The following is a 24,944-nucleotide window of genomic DNA, read 5'->3' on the forward strand; positions in this document are numbered from 1 at the left end:
TGCTGATTATGACCTTATCCTTGACCGAAGATCAGGCCCTACTCAAAGATGTCGCCGACGGTTTTTTCGCCGACAAGGCCCCTGTCAACGCCATGCGTGCCATGCGCGACAGCCAATCAACATTTGAACCTGCTTTATGGGCGGAAATTGGGGCCATGGGTTTTGCGGGTGCCTTGATCGATGAGGCCTATGGTGGTTCGGGCATGGGTATGCGGGCTATGGGTTTGGCGCTGGAGGCCCAAGCGCGAACGCTTGGTACATCTCCCTTGTTTCAGACCGGTCTCATTGGTGCCATCGCTTTTGATTTCTTTGCGACGCCCGATCAAAAAGCCCAGTATTTGCATTTGATCGGCTCTGGGCAGTTGCGGTTAGCCTTAGCCTTTGATGAAGGGGCGCACCACGCGCCCAGCCAAATCGCCACCCGCGCCGTCAAAACCGCTTCAGGATGGCAGATCGAGGGGAAAAAGCGTTTCGTACAGGGCGGCAATCACGCTGATCTGCTGTTGGTTTGCGCCCGGATTGACGAGGGTAGCGCACAAGACCTTGCCCTTTTTCTTGTGGACCCAAAAGCCAAGGGCGTCGCAGTCACCCCCCGGGAAAGTGTCGACTCGCGCGATTGGGCCGATATCAGCTTCACCGTTGCCGAAGTGATGGATGCGGCTTGCTTGGGTGGTGGTGTGCTTGATCCAGCCAAGCTTGATTTGATGCTTGATTATTGTCGTCTTGGCATCTGTTGTGAAATGCTGGGCTTGATTAGTGCTTGCTTTGACATGACCCACGAATACCTGAAAACCCGTACCCAATTTGGTCAGTTAATTGGTTCATTTCAGGCACTCCAACACCGCGCTGCGGCCATGCTGGTTGAGATTGAACTGACCAAATCATGCGTGGTTGGGGCCTTTGAAGCGCTTGAAACCGGCAAGGACGTCGGTCAAGCGGTGAGCCTAGCCAAGGCGCGGACTGGGGAAACCTTACAACTGGTCAGCAATGAAACAATCCAATTGCACGGTGGAATCGGCATGACCGATGCGCATGATAGTGGCCTTTATATAAAACGTGCGCGGGTACTTGAAGCCCAATTTGGATCAAGTGCTTTTCACAGAGACCGCTGGGCCAAACTAGAAGGCTATTGAACATTACATAGCTCTGTGAAGAAAATTTCAGGTAATTATCAAGAATTCAATCAGCTAAACACTATCTCAATTATTTTCATTCAGGTTCCTACTAAACAAAGCAGGAAATCTTGATGCGGCATAGTGTTTTACAATTTTGTGAGAATCGGTGGGAATTGCCTGCAGGATTTGATGCGGCAGGCTATGGCATTGTTTTTGCCTTTCTTGACCCAGATGTTGCGCGCAATACTTCAGCTTTTAATCAACTCAAATCCCTAATGCCTGCAGCTCAAATTGTGGGTTGCACAACAGGTGGAGAAATTGCCTATGCTCATGCCCATGTTGGTGGTGGATTTGCAGCTTGTTTGGGGTTTGAAGCGGTTAGGATTCAAATTGCTGAAGCCGATATTGGCCTGGCGGGGGAGAGCTTTAAGGTAGGCCAAGATTTGGCCAAACAATTTAAGGGTGCCCACTTAGCTGGGGTCTTCATCGTCTCTGACGGTGCAAGGGTTAATGGTTCGGCTTTAGTAGAAGGTTTCCAATCTGTTCTAGGTACCAAGGTTTCCATCAATGGCGGCTTGGCAGGTGATGGTGATCGATTTGGCGAGAGCTTGGTAGGTTGTTCAAACGATCTTGCACCAGGAAAAGTAGTTGCCGTTGCATTTTTTGGGACTGACCTTACTCTTCGAACCGGCTCTTTTGGGGGCTGGGAAGTATTTGGTCCGAAGCGTAAAATCACCAAATCAGACGGCAATACTTTGTTTCAACTCGATCATAAATCCGCCCTAGAACTCTATAAACGTTATTTGGGTGACGAGGGTGAAAAGCTGCCAGGTTCTGCCCTCTTTTACCCATTACAGGTCAGTAATCCAGCCAATCCAGATCAGAAGGTTGTGCGTACCATCCTAGGCGTTGATGAAACCACCGGGGCAATGACTTTCGCAGGTGATATGCCCGAAGGCTGGACTGCTCAGCTGATGTTTGGGGAAGTCGATGGCCTGATCGCGGGCGCTGGCAAAGCAGGAAAGGCCGCAAGTGCAAGCCAGTCTACCAGCAATTCTGCAAACAGCTTCGCAATACTGGTGTCCTGTATCGGGCGGCGTCTCCTTTTAGGACAACGGGCCACCGAAGAAGTTCGCGCCGTGATTGAAGCATTAGACGGAATCGCGCATGTGGGATTTTATTCTTATGGGGAAATCTCCCCAAATGGCTTTCAAGGCACCTGCAATCTGCATAATCAGACCATGACTGTCACTGTGTTTGAGGCTGCGTGATGCACGATATGCTGGTGCATCAGGTCAAGCTTTGTACCGACCAAAATGGTCAAATCGATCAAGAGCGCCTGCTTGAATTAATTTCGGGGGCTTATGAAGATGATGCACGGGCGCGTAACCGGCTTGAACGCTCCATCACTTTAATGTCAGAAGAAATGGGAGAACTCAACGCTCAGATTGCTGAAGAAGCGCGTTTGACCCTGACCCGATATATTCTTGAATCCCGTGATGCATTGATCTCCTTGGACGATCAAGGACGGATATCCTTGATGAATACCGCTGCCATGGAAACCTTTGGCGTTCCAGAGGCCGAATTGGTCATCGGCAAACCAATCAGTGCATTTTTAGATCCCACGGATTTGGTGCAAGGCGAGGTTAGCAATTTTCTTGGTCGTCATCAGGATGGCTATGAAGTTCCACTTTCAGCAACTTATAGTGTCGGATCCGTGGATGGTGCGGCATTTAATCTTATATCCCTGCGCGACGAGACAGAACGCTTCGCCAGAGAGGAGGCCCTTGAAGCAGCCAAGATTGCCGCAGAACAAGCAAATGCAGCCAAATCAAGTTTCTTGGCGATGATGAGTCATGAACTGCGCACCCCACTCAATGCACTATTGGGGTCTGCTGAATTAATGGCTCGCACAAAGCTCGACGAACAACAAACCAAATATGTTCTCATGTTTAATGAAGCCGGACGTTTGATGCTGGCGATGGTCAATGACGTTTTGGACTATGCCAAAATTGAATCAGGTCAGCTAGAAATCGAAAAGCACCCCACTAGCTTGAAACAATTGGCGACAGAGATTGAGAATTTGTGGGGTCCACAAGCACAATCCAAGGGGCTTGACTTTAAGATTGATACAAAACAGCTTCATCGCGACACAGTATTGGGTGACCCGACTCGTTTACGCCAGATTGTGTTCAATCTCATTTCCAATGCCGTCAAATTCTCTGCCTCCGGTGGAGTGGAAATCTCATTTTCAACTCGCTGTGGGCCAAAAAATTGTCAATTGACCATCAAGGTCAAAGATACGGGTGTTGGCATTCCATTGGAACGACAAGCCTCGATTTTCGATGCTTTTGTTCAAGCCGACAGTAGCATCACGCGGCGATTTGGTGGCACTGGTTTAGGCCTTGCTATTGCCAAATCCCTAGCGAACCAAATGGGAGGCGATCTTTTGCTTGAATCCAAACCAGGTCATGGATCTACCTTCACTTTTGAAGGACGATTTGACACAACAGACGTGCAAGACGATGGCCTCAAAGACACGTTACCTGAGAGTGTGTTGGAGCGACCTTTGCGTATCTTGGCCGTTGATGACAATGCGCTCAACCGTAAGATCCTTGGCGCGATGCTGTCACTTTGGCCTACTGAAGTGGCTTGGGCCACCAATGGGGTGGAAGCACTTGAAGCGATGGAACTCGAAGCCTTCGATGTGGTGTTAATGGATGTGCAAATGCCCATTATGGACGGCCTTACGGCATCGCGCCAAGTTCGTGCCGGTCACAGCATCAATAGAAACACCCCCATTGTGGCTTGTACAGCGAACGCCAGACCCGAAGACAGGCATGCTTGCTTAGATGCGGGCATGACCGATTTTGTCACTAAGCCATATAGCGCGGAGTCGCTGGTTCATGCCCTGATGCGGGCAACAAAAGCCAATACTCCAGATGCCCACATCCCTAAGCGTGCGCGTCGTTAGGCTTAAACGCCCAAATGCTTAAACCGGCACCTACCTTGTAACCTGCGAACGCATGCTCGCGCTTGAACACTTGGCTTAGGCCCTTTAGACCTTCATCGCATCATGTCTGTGAGGCCATTGGGGGCTTAAATGTCAATCTTTCGTGTGATCCTAGCTGCTTTGGCAGCCGTTTTAGTTTTGCCCCAGATGGGCCATGCTCAGTCACGCCAGCAAGGGGAGAGCAACCTTATTGGCACTTTGGCCCCGGTCTCACCTGAATTTTACTGGCCCGGTGCTAATTATGACCCAGCTGTGCCGACGCCGCATAGCGTTCTTGGCTATCAGATCGGACAAGCGATTACCCCGCATGCTTCCATCATTGATTATTTTGAGGCTTTGGCGGCCTATGCGCCAACCCGCGTAAGGCTCGTGGATTATGGCCGGTCTTGGCAGGGCAAGCGTTTGATTTATGTGGTGATCGGCTCGCCAGAAAACATTGCAAATCTGAGCGCGATCCAGGCCGACGTGCAAAAACTCGCAGACCCTCGCACACTCACTACTAGCGAAGCTGATGCCATCATTGCCCGCCATCCGGCAGTGGTTTGGCTGGCTTATTCGGTGCATGGCGATGAGATTGGACCCGCAGAATCCTCTATGCAATTGGCATATCATTTGTTGGCAGCGCGCGGTGATCAGCGGATGGCCGAGATTGCAAAAAACACCTTGATTGTGATCGTGCCTATGCAAAACCCCGATGGGCGCGATCGTTTTATCGCTACCAATATTGGCAGTTCAGGTCTGGCTCCAGTTAGCAGCCCCATCGCCGCAGAGCGGGATCAGCCTTGGCCGGGCGGGCGCGTCAATCATGCCCAATTTGACCTAAACCGCGATTGGTTCGCCTTGACCCAGCCTGAAACCCGCGCCCAAATTGCGGCATATCTCAGCTTTTATCCGGTGGTGATGGTTGATAGTCATGAAATGGGCTCGGACCGCAACTTCTTTTTTCCCCCAGAAGCCAATCCGATCAATCCCAATGTAACGCAGGAACAAATCGCCCTGAAGACGCTGTTGGGTCAACATAATGCGCGTTGGTTTGATCAGATTGGCTTGCCCTATTTCACGCGCGAAAGCTATGATCTCTTCTATCCGGGCTATGGCGATGGTTGGCCAACGGCGCAGGGTACGATTTCGATGACCTTTGAGCAGGGTTCAGCGCGCGGCCTGATGATCAAAAGGTCAGATGGCACATTCCTCACCTATCAAGAGACGATTAAAAGTCAGTTTGTTGCGGTACTTTCCACTTTGGAAGTTGCAGCGCGAGAACGTATGCGTTTTGTTCGCTCTTTTTATGCCTTTCGCCAATCGGCCATCCAAGAAGGCCGTAGCGAGGCGATAAAATCCTATCTTGTTCCAACCCAAGCCGATCAGTCCAATGCGGACAAGCTGGCTGGGATCCTGACGCGTCAAGGCATTGATGTAGCCCGTGCCACCACACGATTTAGTGCTTGTGGGCGCAACTATGCGCCTGGAAGCTATGTTATTTCGGCGGCCCAGCCGACCAAGCGCCTGATCCGCAACTTGCTTGAGGTCGATACCAAAATGGAACCAGCTTTTGTTGCCAAGCAAGAACGATTGCGCCGCGCTGGCCTTGAAGATGAGATCTATGATGTGACAGCTTGGTCTTTGCCTCTCCTTTATAATGTTGAGGTCCAAGCCTGCACGATGGATCCAAATGTCACCACGCAGAAAGCGGGCACGGCGCTGATCCTACCGGGCAAATTGGTGCATGGCGATTCAAAAGTCGCTTATGTCATTGCTTCTGGTTCTACCGCGACCACACGCTTTATGGCCCAAGCACTGCAAGCTGGCATGATTGTCCGTCAGATGGAGGGGGCGTTTAAGCTGGAAGGCCAAACATTTGGTGCAGGAAGTCTTGTTGTTCTTGGTGGGGAAAATGCCCCTTCGTTGGAACAAAACCTAGCCAGGCTTGCTGACAGCACAGGTGCCACCATTATCGGTTTTAAAACTACTTGGGTGACAGAAGGCCCTAGCCTTGGTTCGGATAAGGCGCTCAAACTCCGTAATCCCAAGATTGCATTAGCTTGGGATAGTCCCACGGACCGCAATTCTGCCGGGGCCATGCGCTATGTCATAGAGCGCAAATTTGGTGTTCCCATCACCCCTATTCGGGTACGTCGCTTCGCCAAGGCGGCTCTGTCGGAATATGATGTGATCATCCTTCCTGATGGCGAAGGCGATTATCAATCTGCCTTCGGGCAAGCCGGTATCGCCAATCTCAACAATTTTGTACAACAAGGTGGTGTGCTTATGTCCGTGGGCTCTGCCACAAGCTGGCTGGCCGAGCCTGATGTGGGACTAACGGGCTTGCGGCGCGAACAAGCCACCATGACCGACGCAGAGGCCAAATCAAAACAAGCTGATCCTAAATCCAAGCCTGGCAGCACCACGATTGAAGGCCTCAATTTACCTGATGTCGGTGCTTTTGTGCAGGCCATCGCCTCGCCCGTACGCGAACCAACCGAATTGGATGGTGCCATTCTGCGCGCCCAGACCGATCAGGAACATTGGTTGACGGCGGGACTGGCACCCAATCTGACCATGATGGTATCAGGCTCTGCGATTTATCGGCCATTGACCATGGATGCAGGCACGAATGTGGTTCGTTTTTCAGGCCCAGATCAAGTAAAAGCCAGCGGCATTGTGTGGGACGATAGCCGCCAGCAATATGGCTTCAAGCCCGTGGTGACGGTTGAGGGCAAAGGCCGTGGCTTTGTTGTTGCATTTACAATTGACCCAACCTATCGCGGTATGGCCGATGGATTGGATAGCCTCGTGATGAACGCCATTTATTTCAGCGCCGCGCGCGCTAGGCCCACGCGCTAGGGTGATAAAGGCTACCCCTTTTCTCTGAGTTCGCCCATGGGGCAAGCAATAAAAGACGTCCAATCGCATGGGCTTAGAAAATGGTCGAGATATTTTCATGCGCCCCAAGAAATCCAAACACATTGCGCCTGAACCTCAGACTTCCCCTCTTGCGTGTTTGGCTATATGATGGAGATGTCTAGTTCGCTGGACTATGGTGATAAACGTTCGTGAAATAAGCAGGCCGGACCGGGGTGCGATTCCCCGCGGCTCCACCAAATTCTTCGCGTGGATCCACGCAAGTGTGGGGCCGATCAGGATCGACGGATGTGTAAAGACGTGTCTTTTACCCGCGTGGGCTTCGTTAACCGCCCATTTCATAAATGCAAACGATAACTTTGCACAGGACGTTCGTTTGGCTGCGTAATGCAGTCTGATTGACGTTCGACTAAGTCCCGAAGTTTCGGCTGAGGGCGGGGCGGGGAGGGGGGCCCGGCAACAGCAACCCCCTCCACTGAATTTCATTCAATTGATACTAGGTAAAGGTGGTTTGAGCTACTGGCCCAAAAAGGACCAACCTTCGCCAAGACGCCGAAGTCGATTGCGCGACGGATCAAGGACGATTAAGAAGAGCCAGACATTTCAATCGACAGGTTAATTGCCATATAGCGTCAATAAGGAGAGTTGAGTCAAATGTCTGAAGACCTGATCGGCTATGCCAAGTTAACTCAACAAGCCTTGCACGGGGTTGTGCGCGAAGCCATCAAGATTGCACTATCAGGCTTGCCTGGTGACCATCATTTTTACATTAGTTTTCGTACCCGCGCTCGCGGGGTTCACATCGCAAAATATTTGATCGATAAATATCCCGATGAGATGACCATCGTGATTCAACATCAATATGAGGGCTTAGAAGTACGTGGCGAATGGTTTGCCATTACTTTGCATTTTGGCGGAATACCACAAAGGATTGTTGTTCCATTTGCAGCAATCACGCGTTTTTACGATCCTTCAGTTCGGTTTGCTTTGCCCTTTGATGTGCAAGATGATTCAATGAACACTTCTGATGCGCAGGATGACTTAGACAAGACCAGTGGCAATGAGGCCGGGGAAAATCAACCAAAGACAGGTGCCGTTGTCAGTATGGATGCATTTCGCCGCAAGAAGTGATAAAATCCCAATCACCCTTCCACACCAACGCGGAAATAATAGCCAGATTTGCTAAGACTAGGCGGCGACCACCTTGTTTAGAAACATTGGCAATGGAGGTAATCTGTGTGGATCAAGCCGCAGGCCTCGTGCGCCTTAAAATAGTGGGTCAGGCCGCATGGTGTAATCCACGTGGTACCCTACAAGGCGGGATCGTCACCGCGATGCTGGATGAAGCGATGGCTTTTGCAGGCATGATTGCCGGTCAGTTTGCTTACGGTGTGCCAACTCTTGAATTAAAGACTGGTTCTCTCAGGCCCTGTCCACTAGGCCCCGTTGAAGCGCATGGGCGGGTGGTGAAATGGGGCGGTAAGGCGGCGTTTTTTTGACGCCGAATTGTTTGATGGCGAAGGGCGGCTTGTGGCGCGTGCTAGCTCTACTGTTGTACCAATCCCATTAGCTGCTGTCGCACTTTTTCCCCGGGTTGATGGCTGAGCGTTTCGACTTAGCGCGCGTTTTCGCCCTCGTTGTCAAGCGAGCGGATGGCTCGAGCCATCCACTTCACCAAATTTATGCTCGTTCAAAGCTCCAGGTCGCCTTGGTGCGGTGCTTCGGGCTGCCTGATTTTGAGCAATGGGGTACCCATTGAGCCACTTTTCTTGATGAGATCGACATCGAACGTTTCTAGCGCCTCAACTGAGAGGGAGATTGCAGTAGCCACATGAATTGCATCCTTAGGCTTAACGCCAAAGTCCCAAACAAGCGTCTGAGCATCTTCACCTATCTTCCTAGTGACATTGTAAACCCTAATATACGAACGTTTGAAAAAACGTTGGACAATCTGGGCCTTATCTTTAGAAACTCTTGTTTGTCCGCGCATCCAAAGGCACTCAGCCAGTGTCAAAGCAGATGTTATAATTAAAACTTCTCCACGCTCGGCACGCTTGATTACGCCTCCGCATTTTGCAGCTTTGCCGGGATCATTATTGAGCCACGCAAGAAAGGCATCACTGTCCCATTAGATGCGCTCTATACTCATGCCGACGCCAATATCCCCCGGACGTCACGGGACGACGGCAACTCATCGTCTTCCGGTAACACGTCTATTTCACTCGTTTCGATGCTAACCGGCTGACCGTCATGCCGATAATGTATCTTGCCAGTTAATTCGACACGTCGGCGAAAGCTAGAAAAAACGCGATCAATTAAACTCTCTGGGACCTTACAATTTATTATCTTAGGATAAAGATAGTCCCTTATTCCCACCTTAAGCGAACCGTTTGTGTCTTTAATGGCTTCTAAGCGACCTTCAATGGTCCCAAAATCGAAATAATCGCTTTCAAGCGACTCCTTTATCGCTTTGGAGATCCCAACATTCACAGAAATTGGATGCTTACGAACCCAAATCTGTAGGCTTGGTGCTCTCTTCGATTTTTCACCAATCTCCGACAACGCCTTTAAGTGGTTCACAGCCTTCTCGGTAAGTCCGGACCCGTGTATGTCGCCTCTAGTTAGGGCTTGCACACCGAAACTGGCCTTCTGGTAGATCATTGCGAGCCGCGAAGTAGAGGCGTTAGCAGACGGCTTAAGACCGACCAAACTAGAGCCTTCCTTGACCTTGACAGTCCAGTCTACAGCCGGCCCGTCCCCTTGTTGCGCTTCAGTGATCTCACGCACATAGCCAAAGAAATTGCGGACAGCCGTTAGGAATTCGTCTGGGGAAATATCCCCGCCGATATCAAGCGTCAGATCAGTCGGAACTTCTCCGAACTTCGCCATGCTTATTCCATCCTTTGATTGGATTCTACGTCGCACTTGCTTTGACGGCAAGGCCCTCAGGAGATTATGTTAAAAAGTTGATTTGAGTGGGTGCAGTTTAGCCTCTTTTGTCAGGCAGTACGCGCTCCGTGTTATCCGCGTCCGCAATGCCCGGGCATGTAATCATGTACAAGCAGAACTGAGGTTCGCTCGATGAGAGTGCGGGCGACAATTGCATAAAAGGCGGAAAGCTCTCTAAGCCAGCGCCAACCGATTAAGGAATTTTGCAGCGATTGCGCGCGTTTCATCATTCCAATCGGCTAATTTGGATCGCATCAAACAAGCCTCACTTTTGAGAATCAAGCCATCCTCCAGCACCTTCAATGCATTGGCTTCTAGTGTTGCGCCAGAGGTCGTAATATCCACGATGGCCTCGGCAATGCCAGCGGCAGGCGCGCCTTCGGTTGCGCCTGCACTATCGATAATCCGATAATCCCCGACATGGTGGTTGCGCATGAATTGGGCGGTGAGGCGGGTAAATTTTGTTGCAATGCGAAAGCGGCGTCCTGTTTGGCGGCGCATGTCGGTCGCAACTTCGCCAAGGTCTGCCATGGTTTCCACATCAATCCAGCCGTTTGGTACAGCAACAACGACATCCGCGCGGCCAAAACCCAAGCGCGCTTCGATACGGATCCGCGACGCAACATCGCTGGCGGCTTCTTGGACAATGTCTTCGCCCGTGATGCCCATTTCAATTTCGCCAGCTAAAAGGGCTTTTCCAATCTCAATGGCGGAAGCCAGACGGATTTGCACATCTTCAAAGCCCACCAATGTGGCGCTATAGCCACGTTCTCCCCCGGTTTGGCGCACCAGCAACCCACGACTTGCCAGCCAAGCTTCGCATTGTTCTTTGAGGCGACCTTTGGATGGAATGGCCAAAGTAATCTGTGCCATTTTAATACCTTCCAAATCGAGCCGGGCGGACCACACATCCCACAGCGCGGGCTTGTATCCGCCCGCCTGAAATCACGCCAACCAAGGTATCATATCGCCCACCAGTTGCGACTGGCCGAGCAAAGCTCGCATCCACGGAAAAATCAAAGGCCATGCCGTCATAATAGTCAAAAGCCTCAGGGCTTAGTGTTTCAAAATGCGCATGATCCAAGGCAATGGGCGCTTCTTGGCGGATCAGCTTGAGCCGCTCTGCCCAAGCTTCCCGCCACACCGATAAGTCCACTCCAAGCTTATGGGCCAAAGCCACCAATTCATCCAAACTGGCTTCAAGCGTGTCTTGGCTGCGCATCGCCACCAAACGCGCGAGGGTTTGAGCGGTTACCCCATCCAAAGGGGGTGCTAAGGCGCGCCGCGCGCGTGCACTCAATCGATCGGCAACATGGCTTAACTGGCGCGCACCTGGCAAGGAAAATTGAGCGAGGGCAAGGACTTCGGCCACAGTGCTGCGCGCACGCGCCTGATCAAGCTCAACAATCTTGCGTTCAAGCGCAGTGATTTCGCGCTTTGGGCCATTGCCACAGGCCTGATCCAAAACCCGTCGTAAGGCGCTTGCATGGTTTGCAACTTCGCTTAACGCCTCGCCCCAAGGGGCTCGAAGCGCCGCCTTGGCGATGATTTGGGGCAAAAGGCCGCCATCACATAGGCGAACATGAAGTTTGTTAAGGCCCGCAGCTTGGCAGGCCTCCCAAGCCGCCACGAATACCCCAACATCTGCTGCAATCGTATCGGCATCGCCAAACCGCTCAAGGCCGATCTGGGTGAATTCGGGTGGGCGATCTTCGCCGGGTTTTGGCGCGCGGAACACTTTACCTTCGCACGCCCAAGCCACTTCTTGATGATCATGGGTGGCGATCTGACAATAATGGAGTGCTGCTGGAATGGTAAGGTCAGCGCGCAAGCATAGCTCATCGCCTTGTGGGCCGGACGCAAAATAAAGCCTAGGGCGCAAATCTTCGCCCGCTAATTCTAACACCAGCGCGGCAGGGAGCAGGGTTGGTAGCGCGACATCGTGTGCGCCACGCGCTTTAAGCGCAGCCCACGCCGCCTGAGTCACCTGATCGTGATCTAGCGGCATCGGGCCAGCATATCTTGCACAGCGATGACCAGATTGGCGCGCGGGACTTCGATTTGGGCTGGCCGTTCGCTGCGCCATGCCTGATTGGTTTCAATCGACTGGGCCAATTGCGCCCCAAGATTGAGGTCTTTGAGTGTGACGACACCATTGGCGCGCTCTTCACTGCCTTCTAGCACTACTAAAGGCGATTGACGTCGATCCGCATATTTCAATTGTGCCTTCAAGCCAGATGTGCCCAAATACACTTCAGCGGCAATGCCAGCCCCGCGCAGTTCCCCTGCCATGCGCATATAGCCCGCAATCGCGTTTTGATCGAGGACGATGATCACGACCGGCCCCGCCAAGCTGGTTCGCTCTTGTCCTGTGGCGGCAAGGGCAGCCAACAGGCGCGAAACACCCAGAGAAAATCCCGTTGCAGGCGCACGTTCGCCGCGAAAGCGCATTACAAGATCATCATAGCGTCCACCTGAACCGATGGAGCCAAAGCGAACCTTTTGTCCTTTATCATCTATGGTCGGTACCAAAAGCTCCGCCTCAAAAACGGGGCCAGTGTAATATTCAAGCCCGCGCACAATTGCAGGATCAAAGAGCGCTTGATCCTCACCGACACCCAAGGCCTTGAGAGTCGCATCAATCGCGGCAAGCTCTTCAATGCCTTCTTGCCCCAAAGGTGTTACCCCAACCACCTGGCTTAAGGCATCAAGGGTTAAGGCGCGCGTGGTTTTTTGGGCGGCTGTGAATGCTAAAACTTGGGCGATGGCGGGGCTTGATAAACCTGCTCCCTTGGTGAAATCGCCCGATTCATCCTTGCGACCGTGTCCCAGCAAAAGCTCTACCCCTTCAGGGCCTAAGCGGTCCAACTTATCGACGGCACGCAGCACGCCAAGCCTTTTTTGGGTGTCTTCCAGATCAATTCCAATATGGGCTAAGAGACCATCGAGTAGTTTCCGGTTGGAGACATTGACGACATAATGTCCACGTTGCACACCGGCCGCTTCAATGGCTGCTGCGCCCATGGCGATCGCCTCCGCATCGGCTTCTGCGCGTGGCGAGCCGACACAATCGGCGTCGCACTGCCAAAATTCACGGTAGCGTCCGGGGCCAGGCTTCTCATTGCGCCAGACTGGCCCAGCCGCACAGCGGCGAAAAGGCTTGGTCAATCCATCCCAATGTTGTGCGACAAACCGAGCCAAAGGGGCAGTTAAGTCATAGCGCAAGCTCATCCATTGGCCGTCATCATCTTCAAGCGCAAACACCCCTTCATTGGGGCGGTCTTGATCGGGCAGAAATTTCCCAAGCGCATCGGCATATTCAAAGCTTGGGGTATCTAGGCGCTCATAGCCCCATAATTCATAGACCTGGAGGACCTTTTCAACCACGTCGCGCTCTGCTGCCAGTGTCTGTGCCCGCCGATCTAGGAATCCACGCGGCACGCGGGCGAGGGGGCGGTTCGGCGTCGCGTTTTTGGCTTTAGTCATACAAATGGCCCAAGGGAAGGATGGTCAATCAGGAGTGGAGCGCGTGTTTATCGTGCGAAGGGGTGCACGGCAATGATCGGCACCACAATCAAATCCCCAGCTTTCACACCCATTCATGCCATAAACATAGATTAAATAGTGAAAACAAGGTGACAGCGGTTGCGACCATTGTTAGGGATGCTGGACCAAGTCTGCTTCGACCCAACATCGTTGCCTATCGTCCTATATGATCTGAACCTACTAGGAAATGTGCGCCATGAGCGGAAAATCACAACGCCGCCGGAAAAGCATGCATGTGTCACTTGCCATCGCTTCGGGTGTTTTAGCTTCCATTCTAGTTTTGGGCCTTAGCCTTGAACACACCATAAATGCAACAGGGCAATCCGCACTCATCGCCAAACAAGCCCCAAAAAATGTCGATTGGGTCGCATTTGCCCATGATGTTCTGACCAAAGAGAATAAAAACTTTATCTTAGTGGCTTTCAGGTCAGGGGTGCTCACATTGAGGGGCGACGTCCAAGAGATAGGCGAGCGTGCGCGCGCGATGAGCCTTGTTAAACAGGCGATCATGAAAGAAGAAACCCATGTTGGCCAAGTGTTGGCATTCGATAATCAGATTACTTTGGCCGGCAAACGCCTTGATGACGCGCCAGACGCTGCCTCAACATTGGGGTCGCAGCCCACTTCACTGGCGTGCCAAACCGCATATGATACTTTACTCGATGGCCGGGTGATTCAATTTGGTTCAGGCAGTGCTGTGCTATCAGAAGAGTCAAAGCCATTATTAAACGCTTTGGCCGATGTTGCCAAACGGTGTAAGACCTATTTGGTTGAATTGGGTGGCCATACCGATGCGCGTGGTGATGCAACCGCCAATCAAGCCCTCTCAGAACGTCGCGCACAATCGGTTGCGGATTATTTAGTTACAAAATCGGTTCCCGCTAGTCTCTTAGAAGTCACCGGATATGGCGAAACCCGGCCCAAAGATACCCGCGACAATGCTAAAGCCCAAGCCAAAAACCGCCGCATTGAGTTTAAAATTAAACATGAAGTCAAACCATAATGCTTCAACATCATCTAAGGACTATGCCCTTGTAAGGCCTGGGACCCATTTCACATCGCCCGCACCATTGGCATTGGCGCGCCGTGCCGCCACAAACAACAAATCAGACAGGCGGTTGAGATAATGCAAAACGCAAGCCGATACAGTTTCGCCTTCGTTCTGCATCAGCAGTGCGACTTGGCGTTCCGCACGGCGAGTTACGGTGCGGCTCGTGTGGAGATAGGCACTAAGCGGCGCGCCCCCCGGCAAAACAAAGGAATTCAAAGGGGCCATGGTGGCATTCATTTCATCGATTTCAAGCTCAAGCCGTTCAACTTGATTTGGCAAAATACGCAACGCTTCCCAAGATACAGGTTTGCCCCGCTCTGGGGTGGCCAGATCAGCCCCTAAATCGAACAAATCATTTTGGATGCGCCCTAAAATCGCATCAAGGACAGTATCTGCGCCCACGTATAGGCGGGCTACCCCAATCGTCGCATTAGCCTCATCCACGCTGCCATAGGCTTCAACGCGAGCATCAAACTTTGGAACCTTCTCTCCGGTGGCAAGGCTCGTTGTGCCGTCATCGCCCGTGCGGGTGTAAATTTTATTGAGTTTAACCATGATGGGTCCTATGGAGCGAAGGAGTGTCTCATCGCTCTTTAGAGCTAGATGCGTTCAAGCACCACTGGTTAGAAGTAAACAATGCTCGAAATGACGACAGTTTGTGCTAAATGAGCTCTCATGATCCATCCGTTCCGACTTTTATGCCTTTTTCTGGCGATTATCCTAACTGCCTTAATCGGCTGGGCCAGTTGGCGTGGTGATTTTGGGGCTGAGTTTGCCGCAATCACTGCCATGCCTTGGGGTCAAGTCTCGCTGGCTGACCTCTATATAGGTTTTTTCGTTTATGGATTGGCGGTGTGGCTGGTTGAAACGGATGTAAAGCAAAAACTGCTCTGGGTTTTACCCATTGTGGTTTTAGGCAATGCTTGGTCACTGATCTGGATCGTTGTGCGATGGCACAAAATTCGCGAAAGGCTTAAAGCTTAGACGCACATATATCGGGCAGGCCGCGGCCACCACCCGCATCATCAAGCCCATAACCAACAATAAAGCGGTTGGGCAAATCAAAGCCCAAAAAATCTGGAGGCGGCAAGGTTTTGGCCAGGGGTTTGCGTGCCAATAAGCAGGTTAAGACCTCTTTGGCCCCCTTGGTGGCCAGATAGCCTTTGGCAAATAAGATGGTACGTCCTGTATCATAGACATCATCAACGAGTAGGATTTGGCACCCATTTATCGGCTTTTGTAGATCAGCCAGCACATGGATACGGCCAGTACTTTCCTGCCCATCACCATAGCTGGACAGCCATAAAAAATCTGTGCGCAGGACACGCCCTTGTTGTGCTAAGCCGCGTATTAGATCGGCCATGAAGATAAAAGCGCCCTGCAATAGACCAACGACAACGGCGTCTGGCTCCAGTTTTTCGGCAATTTGGCGAGACAATGCCACGATACGTTGATCAATTTGTTGGGCTGACACTATTACATCTAGGTTTGACTTCATGCTCCAAACGCCTCGCGGCTTTCTTCTTTGCAAAGAACTGTCAGCTGGAAGAAAAATCCCAAAATTGTCCAGACGCCCCAATTGATTTGATCGGGACTAAACAGGCTTGAGGGTGCATTCATTGTAAATTGACCGCATGATTTGATCAGTACTTGGGAGTTGGCGCTTGTTTCTGTTCGTGTTTAGGGTCAGATTTTGACTTCTCAGGCGCTGGTTTGAATGTCGCAGATTCGGCCCGCGGTGGCGGTAGAAGCGTTGGTACAGGCCCCTTGCGTGGGGGTTCTGCAAAAACCAGTACTGCATTCAAAGGACCCCGAATAGGGTTGGTGCGGGCGCTTGAAAAACGGTGCGCTACGCCTGGTTGGAGAATTTCAACACCTGGATCAATCATCCAAGTCAATTGTTCACGGCCAGTCGGATCAACCAATGACAGCCTTATATAGGGCACAAACTCTGGTCGTCGTGAAACTGATTTTAAAATCCCTTTAATTTCAATACGCGGTCCGCTGGCCTCTAAAGTGGTTGTGACAATCACCGATTGAATGTCCACACCATAAAGATTGGCCGGAACACCCAATTTAGCATAAAGGGTAGCGGTTTTGGGCCATAAACGCACAATATCGCTACGATAAGTAATCGCCGTTACTATCGCGCCCGCCAACATGCAGGCTGCCAATAACCAAGGAATTGTGATTGCTATACTATTGAGCAGTTTGATTCGGCCTTGTGCCTTCCGCTTTGCAACTCCACTAGGTTCTGATCGCGCGGCTTGTTTTGCTTTTTCAGCGGCAGAAAGAAGTGCCGCTAGTTTGGCTTTAACTTCAGCTTTTGAAGGTTTTCCAGCGGGCACTTCTGGTATTGGTGGTTTTGCCCACCACTTTGTCCCGCACGCTGAACAACGCGTCGTGCGACCTGTAGGTGGAACAGCACTTTCAGCGACATTGTATCTCGCGTTACAAGTAGGACATATGAGTTGCATGTAGTTGTCAAATCACCTGGCTGGCGCAATGCTAAAAAAGCGCTTATTTGCAATCAGAGTCTACTCATGAATCACAAAACACGCACCCTTGGTTATCGCGATGGTGGACCTATTGTCCGCTTTGATAAAGTCGGCGTCACCTATGGCTCTGGCACCCAAGCCTTGCGTGACGTATCCTTTGAACTTGAAAGTGGCGGATTCTATTTTCTAACAGGTCCTTCAGGAGCAGGCAAATCGACGTTGTTAAAACTAATGTATTTGGCGCTAAGGCCCAGTGTAGGTCAGGCTAATCTGTTTGGGGTCAATGTTGGCAGAGCAAGTCGTAATGATTTGCCTTTATTGCGGCGTAAAATCGGCGTTGTTTTTCAGGATTTTCGGCTTTTACCGCACCTGTCGGTGTTTGAAAATGTTGCGATGCCATTTCGGGTTCGCAACGTGCCATTGGCCGACTATGCTGAGGATGTCGATGACTTATTACGCTGGGTTGGACTTGGTGCCCGCATTGATGCATTGCCTGAAACCTTATCTGGCGGCGAACAACAAAGGGTTGCAATCGCACGCGCAGTAGTGGGCAAACCGTCATTGTTGATTGCCGATGAGCCGACAGGCAATGTAGATCCTGACATGGGCGCACGGATCATTCGCTTGTTTATTGAGCTGCATAAATTGGGTGCGACCGTGGTGATTGCCACGCATGACCTTGATTTAGTGCGTCGGTCCGGTGCGCCTGTGTTGCGCCTTGAAGCAGGTGAGCTCACCCAAGCCCCAAATTCCAGTCCCCTTATGAAGGCGAACTTATGATCAACGCCCTCAAACTGTTATGGGTACGATTTACCCACGAATCTCAAAGTGCTTTATTACCGACTGATTCGCGTCAAGTTCGCCCCCTCACTATTGTAGTTGCGATTATGTGCGCACTCGGCTGTTTGGCTGGCCTTGGCGCTTCGGCGGGGTTTCGCGCTGCTAGCACATGGACCAGTGACTTAAAGAGTGCCATGAGTATCATTGTGCAAAGCCCTCGAGGAGATGAAGATTTAGAGCGGGCAGCTCTGATTGTCGGGCGTATCGAAGGGGTAACCCGCAGTGAAACCATGAGTAGGGAGCGCGCAAAGGAGTTGTTGCGCAATTACGGTACTGATTTGAGCACAACTTTGGATGCTCTACCGGTTCCACGTCTGATTGAAGTGGGAGTAATGTCAGGCCAGACTACAGTTAAAGAGGATATTGAAAAAGAACTCACTGCGGCTGGCTTTAAAATCGTGGTTGACGATCATAGTCGGTTTACTGGCGAAATTCTGCGCACATCAACTATGGTACGGATTTTGGCAATGATGGCGCTGCTTTCCTTGGTGGTTGCTGCCCTTGCCACCATTGCTTTTGCGGCGCGCGCCGCCTTAGAGACAAGGCGTGAAGCTGTACATATTTTGCATTTAGTAGGGGCTAAAGACGCTTTTGTTGCGCGTGAAGTGCAAAAGCGCTTTTTAAGGCTGGGCTTTGTAGCGGGCTTGTGGGGGGCCAATGCTGCAGGAATCATTGCTTTGCTTGGTTTAACCGTCTTTGCCTTTGGTGCCAGCGATTTCACAAGCGGATCACCTTTAGTGAGCTGGACTGATTTATGGATACTATTGGTGGCACCCTTTATCACAGCTTTTGCAAGTGCTTGGGCGGCTGAAGTGGCCGCGAGGGCAACCTTGCGAGATCTCGTGTGATATGGCGAGCTTAAAGCAGGCCAAACGAAAAAGACGGGCAAAGCCTGCTTTTTTGCACGCCCGACCAGCAACTTGGCTCAGTCGATTGATCTTCTTGTTTGGCCTTGTTTGTGGGCTTGGTCTCTTGATCGGTTTTGTCCGTTTTGGCGATCATGTCGCAACCTTAATGCCACCAGTTGGACCCATAAGAGCCGATGGTGCCGCTGCCTTAACCGGGGGTTCAGATCAAAGATTGATTGCCGGTGTTCAATTGGTCGAAAATGGTTCCGTCCCGCATCTATTGATTTCAGGTGTCAATTCGACGGCAACCGAGGCTGAATTGCGCCGTGTTGCGGGGGGTCAACAGGTGACTTATGACTGTTGCATCGATCTGGGTCGTCGTGCAGTTGATACCAGTGGCAATGCACAGGAAGCTGCCCTTTGGGTCAAGAAGAACAATATCCAGACTTTGGTTGTGATTACAGATGCTTATCATATGCCTCGCAGCCTCTATGAAATCCGTCGCGCCATACCTAATGTCGTCTTAATCGCCTATCCTGTACAGGCCAATCATGGGTTGGACGGGGATTGGTGGAAACAAGATCGAACAACACGCGCTTTTGCCCTTGAATATGGAAAATATCTGGTCGCCATAGCGCGCGGCTTTATGGATGGTGACAGGGTACTGGCGTTGAAGCAAATCAGCTTGGTAAAAGAAAGCCATAACCAGCAGGGTCAAGCGCATGAGCGCCGAGTGCAAAAGGATAAGACCCCATGATCCTCATACGCTCGCTTCTGCTCTCAGTGTGGATTGCGCTTAGTGTTCTGATTGTTGGCACTTTGGGCGTGCCGTATGTTTTAGCCTTTCGCTTAGGTGGCGCACATGTGATGACAGTTTGGGCAAGGGTGGCAGCGTTTGGTGCGCGCTGGATTTGCGGCATCAAATTTGAAGTGCGTGGCATCGAGAACATGCCCAATGGGCCAGTTATGATCGCCTCTAAGCATCAAAGCATGTTTGATACTATTGCCCCGATATTGTTTACGCGTTTTCCAGTCTATGTGCTTAAGCAGGAATTATTGTCTCTGCCTATTTTTGGCTGGTATTGCCGCAAAGCCGGACTTATTGCGGTTGATCGCTCAGGACATATGAGTGCGTTAAGGGCTATGGTTGCGCATGCCAAAGAACGGTTCGAGGAAGGTCGTCCACTCATTATTTTCCCAGAAGGTACGCGCCAACCCATTGGCTTGCCGCCAAAGTACAAGCCCGGCGTTGCTGCAATTTACATGCTGTTAGGCGTCCCATGTGTGCCGATGGCGCTCAATTCGGGTGTAGCATGGCCCGCTAAGGGCATCTTGCGTTATGGCGGCACCGTAGTGTTCGAATTTTTACCCATGATCCCACCCGGCCTAAAGCGCGAGATCTTTATGGAATTGTTGGAAAGCAAGATTGAAACTGCCACCCAGGCCTTGGTGGACGAGTTTCATGGACAAGGTTTGGTGCGCAAAGTTGCCAAGGAAACAAGTGTTTGAAATTAGTGAAGCGGCAGCGAGCCCCAAAACAAGACCCTAGGCGTCACCAGGGATTGATTGATGATGAAGGTGCGGACGAAGATGACGATGGTGGTGGTAAATGTCTAAAAGCCGATCGACTTCGCTGGCTGGCTTAGTGATTCCGCTTGGCTTGGGTGCTTTGGTTCTAGCAGGCTATTCCATTTATTGGGTTCAAACGGCACGGGCGATTAAAGCAACTTGCGCCAAAGCAATGCCAAATCAACCAACCAGTTCAATCAGGGTTACAGGATTTCCCTATCGCTTTGAGATGCGCTTCAAGGATTTAAAGCTGGCATCACCTGTCGGCTTCGGCTTTGAGGCTTCGCGCTTTGTTGTGGCTGCTTCACCATTTAATCTGAACCTATGGGTGTTGGAGGGTGCACTTGATCCCACCCTCATCACCCCCAAGGGATCACGCCATCTCCTCTTCGCTACAGATCTGAGGGCCAGCCTTCGTCTGCGCGACCGCCAAGTCGCCCGCTTGTCAGTGACGTTTAAAGACCTCAAAGGCGTTGATGCAGCTTTCAAATCGGGTGCAGCTTCCAGTTTCGTTTGGCAAGTTGGCCCTAGTGCGATGCATGTGATCGCAGACCCCAAAGATTCAAATCGTTTGGCTATGTCATTGGAAATGGCTGATATGGTTTTGAGCCAAGCCCCAAACGGCCAAGCTCGTTTGCTTGGGGATCGCATCACCCGTATCCGCTTGGCTGGCCCCATCAGTCAGGGGCAAACCTTGTTAAAATCGGCGAAACGTTGGGCCGATGCCCAAGGCAATTTTACCTTGATGGCTGCAGAATTGGTTTGGGGACCTGTCAGCCTAACACATGGGGGTGGAATTGTATCACTCAATCCATCTGGTGATTGGCAAGGCCAGATACGCGGCACCGGGGCGCTTAAGCCCGAAGGTCTTAGCTTACATGGACTGGAAACCCCGATTGAAGTGCGCATTGTGGATGGGTGGATTGACCTGTTGGGCTATAAGGTTTCACGCCTGCCCAAAGCTTTTGATTAGTTTCTTGCGCTGACCAATGGGATTGAAAACCTTGTTGGCATTTCTTTGTTTAGTAAGGCGATGCAGCAAGCCCCCCTGAGACACCTCCCCAGCAAGCGGAACCAGCAGGCGGAGTAGGATAAGCGTCGTTGTTTACTCCCAAGTTGTTGGGACCTGCGCATTAGGGTGGAGCTGGCACCACTTAACTGAGGGGTCACTCCAATCTAGTTTTGATTTAAAGCGCTTTACCATCACTATTGAGTGGCGTAGCTTGCCGATTGCACGTTCGAACATCAGCATTATCAATTGACTTCGTGCGCGCTCGACTTTAAGGACGCCCATCCGAGCGCGCGCTGTCATGGCGGGCGTCTTTCTTTTTTCGCGAACCCCTTTCCATCCAAGGTTTGGTCCGTTCGCCCCATATCAAGGAACAGCGCGATGTTCGCGGTGATCAAAACTGGCGGCAAGCAATATAAAGTCGCTGCAGGCGACAAGCTTGTGATTGAAAAACTCGAAGGCGAAGCAGGCAGCACCATTACTTTTAGCGATGTGCTGATGGTCGGTGGTGAAGCTGGCGTCAACGTAGGTGCCCCTTTGGTGGCAGGCGCGACGGTTGCTGCGACTTTGCTCGAAACCCGCAAGGGTGACAAAGTGATGGTGATGAAAAAGACTCGTCGCTCAACCTATCGCCGTCGCAATGGCCACCGACAATGGGGTAGCGTCGTTCATATCACTGCTGTTAACACATAAGCATCGTTTAGGAGACAGATCATATGGCACATAAGAAAGCCGGCGGCTCGTCACGCAATGGTCGCGACTCGCACTCCAAGCGACTTGGTGTAAAGAAATTCGGCAACGAAATGGTGGTTTCGGGCAATATACTCGTGCGGCAGCGCGGCACCAAATTCTTTGCTGGGACTAATGTTGGCCTTGGTCGCGATCATACACTGTTTGCTACCGCCAATGGAAAGGTGGTGTTCACCCGCAAACGCGATGACAAATGTTTTGTGTCGGTGATCCCGTTCGCGGAAGCAGCAGAATAAGGCGGTCCTGAACCATTTCGGCTCGCCTCCCTAACAGAGGGGTATTCCAGTCAAAACAGACCATTTTACGCGCGGGGGGCCAGATCACCGGCTCCCCGTTTGCGTTTCAGATGGTTTTTCTAGTGCCATCGGGTCAATCACCCAAATCTTGACCTTAAGTCAACCACTCCCGCGCGGGTTTCCATTTGGAGACTTGTCATGTGTCAGCAAATCGATACTGCCCGTTTTCTCATGCGCCCAATGGGGATGGGCGACCTTGATTGTCTGGTGATTTTGGCGAATGATTTGCGCGTTTCTGCCCATATATTGCGCATGCCTTACCCTTATCATCAAGAAGATGACCAAGAATGGCTAAGCTAGCATCCCGACCTTTGGGCTGGCGGTAAAGTCTATGTGTTTGGTTTGGAAAAAAGGGTTCAGGCCTGATCGACTCCATGGGTCTGCACTGGCTGGACCGTATGACCTTGGATGGCAGCCCCGCCTGGGAACTTGGTTATTGGCTTGGCTTTGATTATTGGGGGCAAGGCTATCCCACTGCAGCGGCCCTTGGTTTGATCGGCGCAGTCTGCCAAGATTTGTGCGCAGACGAGCTGGTCGCGGGCTATGCCACAACAAATTCACAATCCGGTCACGTACTTGAGAAGCTTGGTTACTATATGCAAGCAGCGACTAGCATGTTTCCCGTTTTGGCTACTGGCCACATGTCCAAGACCAAATTGATGCGTCGGTCGCGTGGATCACAAGACAGGAGACGGACGCCATGACGCCAGCGTTATTGACACATCGCCTGCTACTGCGCCCATTGGAGCATGAAGATGTCGCCGTCATGGCAACTCTCTATCAACACATCGAAAGGGCCACAGGCTTGAGCGCTAAGCCTTTGAACTTTTGGTTGTTGCATGCCAGCGCAATGATCTTGATGATCCGCGCAGCTGAACAAGGAGGCATGGATTATGGCTGGGCGATTGAGAATGAAGCGGGTGAGGTCATCGGCCAAATCACCTTACGCCACAAACAACCAGATGCTGCAGAACTGCGCTTTTTGATGCTGCCAAAGATTTGGGAGTCAGAGATTTGGAGATCTGGGATCTGGGATCAACAAAACGGGGGTACTGACTTGGTGGTAGAAGCCCTGGGCGGGGTTCTTGAATGGGCGCAGCGATTTTTGGGAATCAGCACCTTTGTAGCTAAGCTCCACATGCCACATGGCCCAAGTGGAGATTCATTGACCCATCTTGGCTTTACGCAGAAAGGCTTAACCACAAGCTATGTTATAGAAAGACCACGCATAGGTACCCATATAACTGCAGCATAAATGTGATTTGCGGCGCCCTTCCAACACTTCACAGCACACCAGAAATGTTCTCTCATTTTATCGAAAGTATAATCTAATGCCGGAAAAATGGAGGTGATAGAAGGGACTAATGATTGAACTGGTTGCGCACAAGGGATTGATCATTCAACCAAGCCTCTAAATGGACAATGAGTTCTTCATAAACTCAAATCTGATAAGAGTTGGCCTGTCATCCCTCACCAACTGCATCAATCTAATCAACCAAGATCTAGGCTGAGATCAAACCTCTATCGAGAGCGGCTTTTTTAATCGCAGCTTGCATTTTTTCAAAGGCGCGCACTTCGATCTGGCGAATACGCTCGCGACTGACCCCATAGTGATCGGCCAAATCTTCCAGCGTCACCGGGTCATCGCGCAAACGGCGTTGACGGATGATATGTTGCTCACGCGCATTGAGTCCAGCCATAGCCTTATTGAGCAAGACCATACGTTCATCATGCTCCTCACGCTCAGCATATTCGGTTTCGGCGCTCTCATCACTGGAGGCCAACCAATCTTGCCATTCACCGCCACCTTCTTCGCCAACTCTAACATTGAGGGACGCGTCAGGACCCGATAAACGCCTGTTCATCGAAATCACTTCATCATTGGTCACGGCCAATTGATTGGCGATATAATCAACTTGATCAGGCTTTAGATCACCTTCTTCAATGGCCTGCATTTTGGACTTCATACGGCGCAGATTGAAAAACAGCTTTTTCTGCGCAGCCGTGGTGCCCATTTTGACCAAAGACCAAGAGCGTAAGACATATTCTTGGATGGAGGCGCGGATCCACCACATCGCATAAGTGGCAAGTCTAAAGCCTTTATCAGGGTCGAACTTCTTGACCGCTTGCATCAGGCCGATATTGCCTTCCGAAATCACTTCAGCGACGGGCAATCCATAGCCACGATAGCCCATTGCCATTTTCGCCACCAAACGTAAGTGGCTGGTAACCAGCTTCTCAGCCGCACCAGTATCCTCATGTTCACGCCAGCGCTTGGCGAGCATATATTCCTCGTCCTTATCCAACATAGGAAACTTACGGATCTCGGTGAGATATCTTTGCAGACCTAATTCTGGTCCAACTGTCAGCGCTAGTGCACGAGTCATGCATGAACTCCCCAAAATCATCGCCGCTTGTTTGATGCTGGCAATTGAAGGAGCGTCGGGGAAGGGCTTTGGTTCCCTATCCGGCGTTCGAAGTCTCATTTAGGAGTGTGGTTGGGCAAAATAAAGGCCCGACCTGATGAATGATTTGTAAGGTTCCCCAATCAGATCGATCAGAAAATCGCCTAGCCTTCAAACGCGCCCGCCTTTCGTA

The 24,944-nt window shown here is 51.4% G+C and carries 25 protein-coding genes, 1 other RNA gene and 2 pseudogenes; 19 read left to right on the forward strand and 9 right to left on the reverse strand.

The features are described 5' to 3' along the window. The first annotated feature begins 8 nt into the window (after nucleotides 1-8). The 7 genes from PsB1_RS04590 to PsB1_RS04620 all read left to right on the forward strand — a co-directional run bounded on the left by PsB1_RS04590 (nucleotide 9) and on the right by PsB1_RS04620 (nucleotide 8,489). On the forward strand, nucleotides 9-1,133 hold the full coding sequence (locus PsB1_RS04590) for an acyl-CoA dehydrogenase family protein (protein ID WP_284359382.1): 1,125 nt from the start codon (nucleotides 9-11) through the stop codon (nucleotides 1,131-1,133). 113 nt (nucleotides 1,134-1,246) lie between these two features. Beyond that, nucleotides 1,247-2,386, forward strand: coding sequence for an FIST signal transduction protein (locus PsB1_RS04595; RefSeq protein ID WP_284359383.1), 1,140 nt, complete (start codon nucleotides 1,247-1,249; stop codon nucleotides 2,384-2,386). Next, nucleotides 2,386-4,089, forward strand: a complete 1,704-nt coding sequence (locus tag PsB1_RS04600; RefSeq protein WP_284359384.1) for an ATP-binding protein — start codon at nucleotides 2,386-2,388, stop codon at nucleotides 4,087-4,089. The genes PsB1_RS04595 and PsB1_RS04600 overlap by 1 nt, the downstream gene beginning before the upstream one ends. A gap of 129 nt (nucleotides 4,090-4,218) precedes the next feature. Then, complete coding sequence (locus tag PsB1_RS04605; RefSeq protein ID WP_284359385.1) at nucleotides 4,219-6,972, forward strand: M14 family metallopeptidase; 2,754 nt, start codon at nucleotides 4,219-4,221, stop codon at nucleotides 6,970-6,972. A 137-nt stretch (nucleotides 6,973-7,109) separates the two neighbouring features. Then, nucleotides 7,110-7,464, forward strand: a transfer-messenger RNA (tmRNA) gene (gene ssrA, locus PsB1_RS04610). A gap of 180 nt (nucleotides 7,465-7,644) precedes the next feature. Then, complete coding sequence (locus PsB1_RS04615) at nucleotides 7,645-8,121, forward strand: SspB family protein (RefSeq protein ID WP_284359386.1); 477 nt, start codon at nucleotides 7,645-7,647, stop codon at nucleotides 8,119-8,121. A 107-nt stretch (nucleotides 8,122-8,228) separates the two neighbouring features. Further along, on the forward strand, nucleotides 8,229-8,489 hold the full coding sequence (locus PsB1_RS04620) for a PaaI family thioesterase (RefSeq protein WP_284359387.1): 261 nt from the start codon (nucleotides 8,229-8,231) through the stop codon (nucleotides 8,487-8,489). A gap of 191 nt (nucleotides 8,490-8,680) precedes the next feature. Here the strand turns inward: PsB1_RS04620 and PsB1_RS04625 are convergent. From PsB1_RS04625 to hisS, 5 genes and pseudogenes are all read right to left on the reverse strand, one after another. Beyond that, nucleotides 8,681-9,103, reverse strand: a pseudogene (locus tag PsB1_RS04625) (type II toxin-antitoxin system VapC family toxin); the annotation flags it as partial. 32 nt (nucleotides 9,104-9,135) lie between these two features. Next, complete coding sequence (locus tag PsB1_RS04630) at nucleotides 9,136-9,879, reverse strand: hypothetical protein (protein ID WP_284359388.1); 744 nt, start codon at nucleotides 9,877-9,879, stop codon at nucleotides 9,136-9,138. Between the two features lie 234 nt (nucleotides 9,880-10,113). Further along, nucleotides 10,114-10,812 carry an ATP phosphoribosyltransferase gene (hisG, locus tag PsB1_RS04635; RefSeq protein WP_284359389.1) on the reverse strand — a complete coding sequence of 233 codons (699 nt, stop codon included), beginning with the start codon at nucleotides 10,810-10,812 and terminating at the stop codon, nucleotides 10,114-10,116. 1 nt (nucleotide 10,813) lies between these two features. Next, nucleotides 10,814-11,947 carry an ATP phosphoribosyltransferase regulatory subunit gene (locus PsB1_RS04640; RefSeq protein ID WP_284359390.1) on the reverse strand — a complete coding sequence of 378 codons (1,134 nt, stop codon included), beginning with the start codon at nucleotides 11,945-11,947 and terminating at the stop codon, nucleotides 10,814-10,816. Then, complete coding sequence (gene hisS, locus PsB1_RS04645; RefSeq protein ID WP_284359391.1) at nucleotides 11,938-13,425, reverse strand: histidine--tRNA ligase; 1,488 nt, start codon at nucleotides 13,423-13,425, stop codon at nucleotides 11,938-11,940. Before hisS ends, PsB1_RS04640 begins: the two co-directional genes overlap by 10 nt. Before the next feature lie 256 nt (nucleotides 13,426-13,681). Between hisS and PsB1_RS04650 the strand changes: the two genes are divergently transcribed. Next, a complete protein-coding gene (locus PsB1_RS04650) occupies nucleotides 13,682-14,488 on the forward strand; it encodes an OmpA family protein (RefSeq protein WP_284359392.1) in 807 nt (268 codons plus the stop codon). Between the two features lie 21 nt (nucleotides 14,489-14,509). Here PsB1_RS04650 and PsB1_RS04655 read toward each other — a convergent pair whose 3' ends face one another. Then, entirely contained in the window at nucleotides 14,510-15,091 is a 582-nt protein-coding gene (locus tag PsB1_RS04655; protein ID WP_284359393.1) for a cob(I)yrinic acid a,c-diamide adenosyltransferase, read from the reverse strand. A gap of 120 nt (nucleotides 15,092-15,211) precedes the next feature. On the opposite strand from PsB1_RS04655, the gene PsB1_RS04660 reads away from it, so the two are divergent. Continuing rightward, entirely contained in the window at nucleotides 15,212-15,520 is a 309-nt protein-coding gene (locus PsB1_RS04660; protein ID WP_284359394.1) for a hypothetical protein, read from the forward strand. Here PsB1_RS04660 and PsB1_RS04665 read toward each other — a convergent pair. Then, on the reverse strand, nucleotides 15,510-16,034 hold the full coding sequence (locus PsB1_RS04665; RefSeq protein ID WP_284359395.1) for a phosphoribosyltransferase: 525 nt from the start codon (nucleotides 16,032-16,034) through the stop codon (nucleotides 15,510-15,512). The two genes, PsB1_RS04660 and PsB1_RS04665, sit on opposite strands and share 11 nt — an antisense overlap. A gap of 145 nt (nucleotides 16,035-16,179) precedes the next feature. After that, nucleotides 16,180-17,013 (reverse strand): zinc-ribbon domain-containing protein, encoded by an 834-nt coding sequence (locus tag PsB1_RS04670; RefSeq protein ID WP_284359396.1) that lies wholly within the window; start codon nucleotides 17,011-17,013, stop codon nucleotides 16,180-16,182. A 66-nt stretch (nucleotides 17,014-17,079) separates the two neighbouring features. Between PsB1_RS04670 and ftsE the strand changes: the two genes are divergently transcribed. From ftsE to PsB1_RS04715, 10 genes and pseudogenes are all read left to right on the forward strand, one after another. Then, a complete protein-coding gene (ftsE, locus tag PsB1_RS04675) occupies nucleotides 17,080-17,814 on the forward strand; it encodes a cell division ATP-binding protein FtsE (protein ID WP_284359397.1) in 735 nt (244 codons plus the stop codon). Beyond that, nucleotides 17,811-18,722 carry a cell division protein FtsX gene (locus PsB1_RS04680; RefSeq protein WP_284359398.1) on the forward strand — a complete coding sequence of 304 codons (912 nt, stop codon included), beginning with the start codon at nucleotides 17,811-17,813 and terminating at the stop codon, nucleotides 18,720-18,722. Before ftsE ends, PsB1_RS04680 begins: the two co-directional genes overlap by 4 nt. 1 nt (nucleotide 18,723) lies before the next feature. Then, nucleotides 18,724-19,479, forward strand: a complete 756-nt coding sequence (locus PsB1_RS04685) for a YdcF family protein (RefSeq protein ID WP_284359399.1) — start codon at nucleotides 18,724-18,726, stop codon at nucleotides 19,477-19,479. Further along, entirely contained in the window at nucleotides 19,476-20,231 is a 756-nt protein-coding gene (locus PsB1_RS04690) for a lysophospholipid acyltransferase family protein (protein WP_284359400.1), read from the forward strand. Before PsB1_RS04685 ends, PsB1_RS04690 begins: the two co-directional genes overlap by 4 nt. A 100-nt stretch (nucleotides 20,232-20,331) precedes the next feature. Further along, complete coding sequence (locus tag PsB1_RS04695) at nucleotides 20,332-21,264, forward strand: DUF2125 domain-containing protein (RefSeq protein WP_284359401.1); 933 nt, start codon at nucleotides 20,332-20,334, stop codon at nucleotides 21,262-21,264. Between the two features lie 417 nt (nucleotides 21,265-21,681). Next, nucleotides 21,682-21,984: pseudogene (gene rplU / locus PsB1_RS04700) on the forward strand (50S ribosomal protein L21); the annotation flags it as partial. 32 nt (nucleotides 21,985-22,016) lie between these two features. Further along, nucleotides 22,017-22,286 (forward strand): 50S ribosomal protein L27, encoded by a 270-nt coding sequence (rpmA, locus tag PsB1_RS04705; protein ID WP_284359402.1) that lies wholly within the window; start codon nucleotides 22,017-22,019, stop codon nucleotides 22,284-22,286. A gap of 198 nt (nucleotides 22,287-22,484) precedes the next feature. After that, entirely contained in the window at nucleotides 22,485-22,646 is a 162-nt protein-coding gene (locus tag PsB1_RS04710) for a hypothetical protein (RefSeq protein ID WP_284359403.1), read from the forward strand. Between the two features lie 62 nt (nucleotides 22,647-22,708). Continuing rightward, nucleotides 22,709-23,050: a GNAT family N-acetyltransferase gene (locus PsB1_RS11920; RefSeq protein WP_420887880.1), complete on the forward strand. Its 342-nt coding sequence runs from the start codon at nucleotides 22,709-22,711 to the stop codon at nucleotides 23,048-23,050. Next, a complete protein-coding gene (locus tag PsB1_RS04715) occupies nucleotides 23,047-23,601 on the forward strand; it encodes a GNAT family N-acetyltransferase (protein ID WP_284359404.1) in 555 nt (184 codons plus the stop codon). The genes PsB1_RS11920 and PsB1_RS04715 overlap by 4 nt, the downstream gene beginning before the upstream one ends. Before the next feature lie 247 nt (nucleotides 23,602-23,848). Here the strand turns inward: PsB1_RS04715 and rpoH are convergent, their stop codons facing one another. Then, on the reverse strand, nucleotides 23,849-24,733 hold the full coding sequence (gene rpoH / locus PsB1_RS04720) for an RNA polymerase sigma factor RpoH (RefSeq protein ID WP_284359405.1): 885 nt from the start codon (nucleotides 24,731-24,733) through the stop codon (nucleotides 23,849-23,851). Nucleotides 24,734-24,944: the final 211 nt, after the last annotated feature.

Source organism: Candidatus Phycosocius spiralis (genome assembly GCF_030158815.1).
In the GTDB taxonomy this organism is placed as follows: Bacteria; Pseudomonadota; Alphaproteobacteria; order Caulobacterales; family Aquidulcibacteraceae; genus Aquidulcibacter; species Aquidulcibacter spiralis.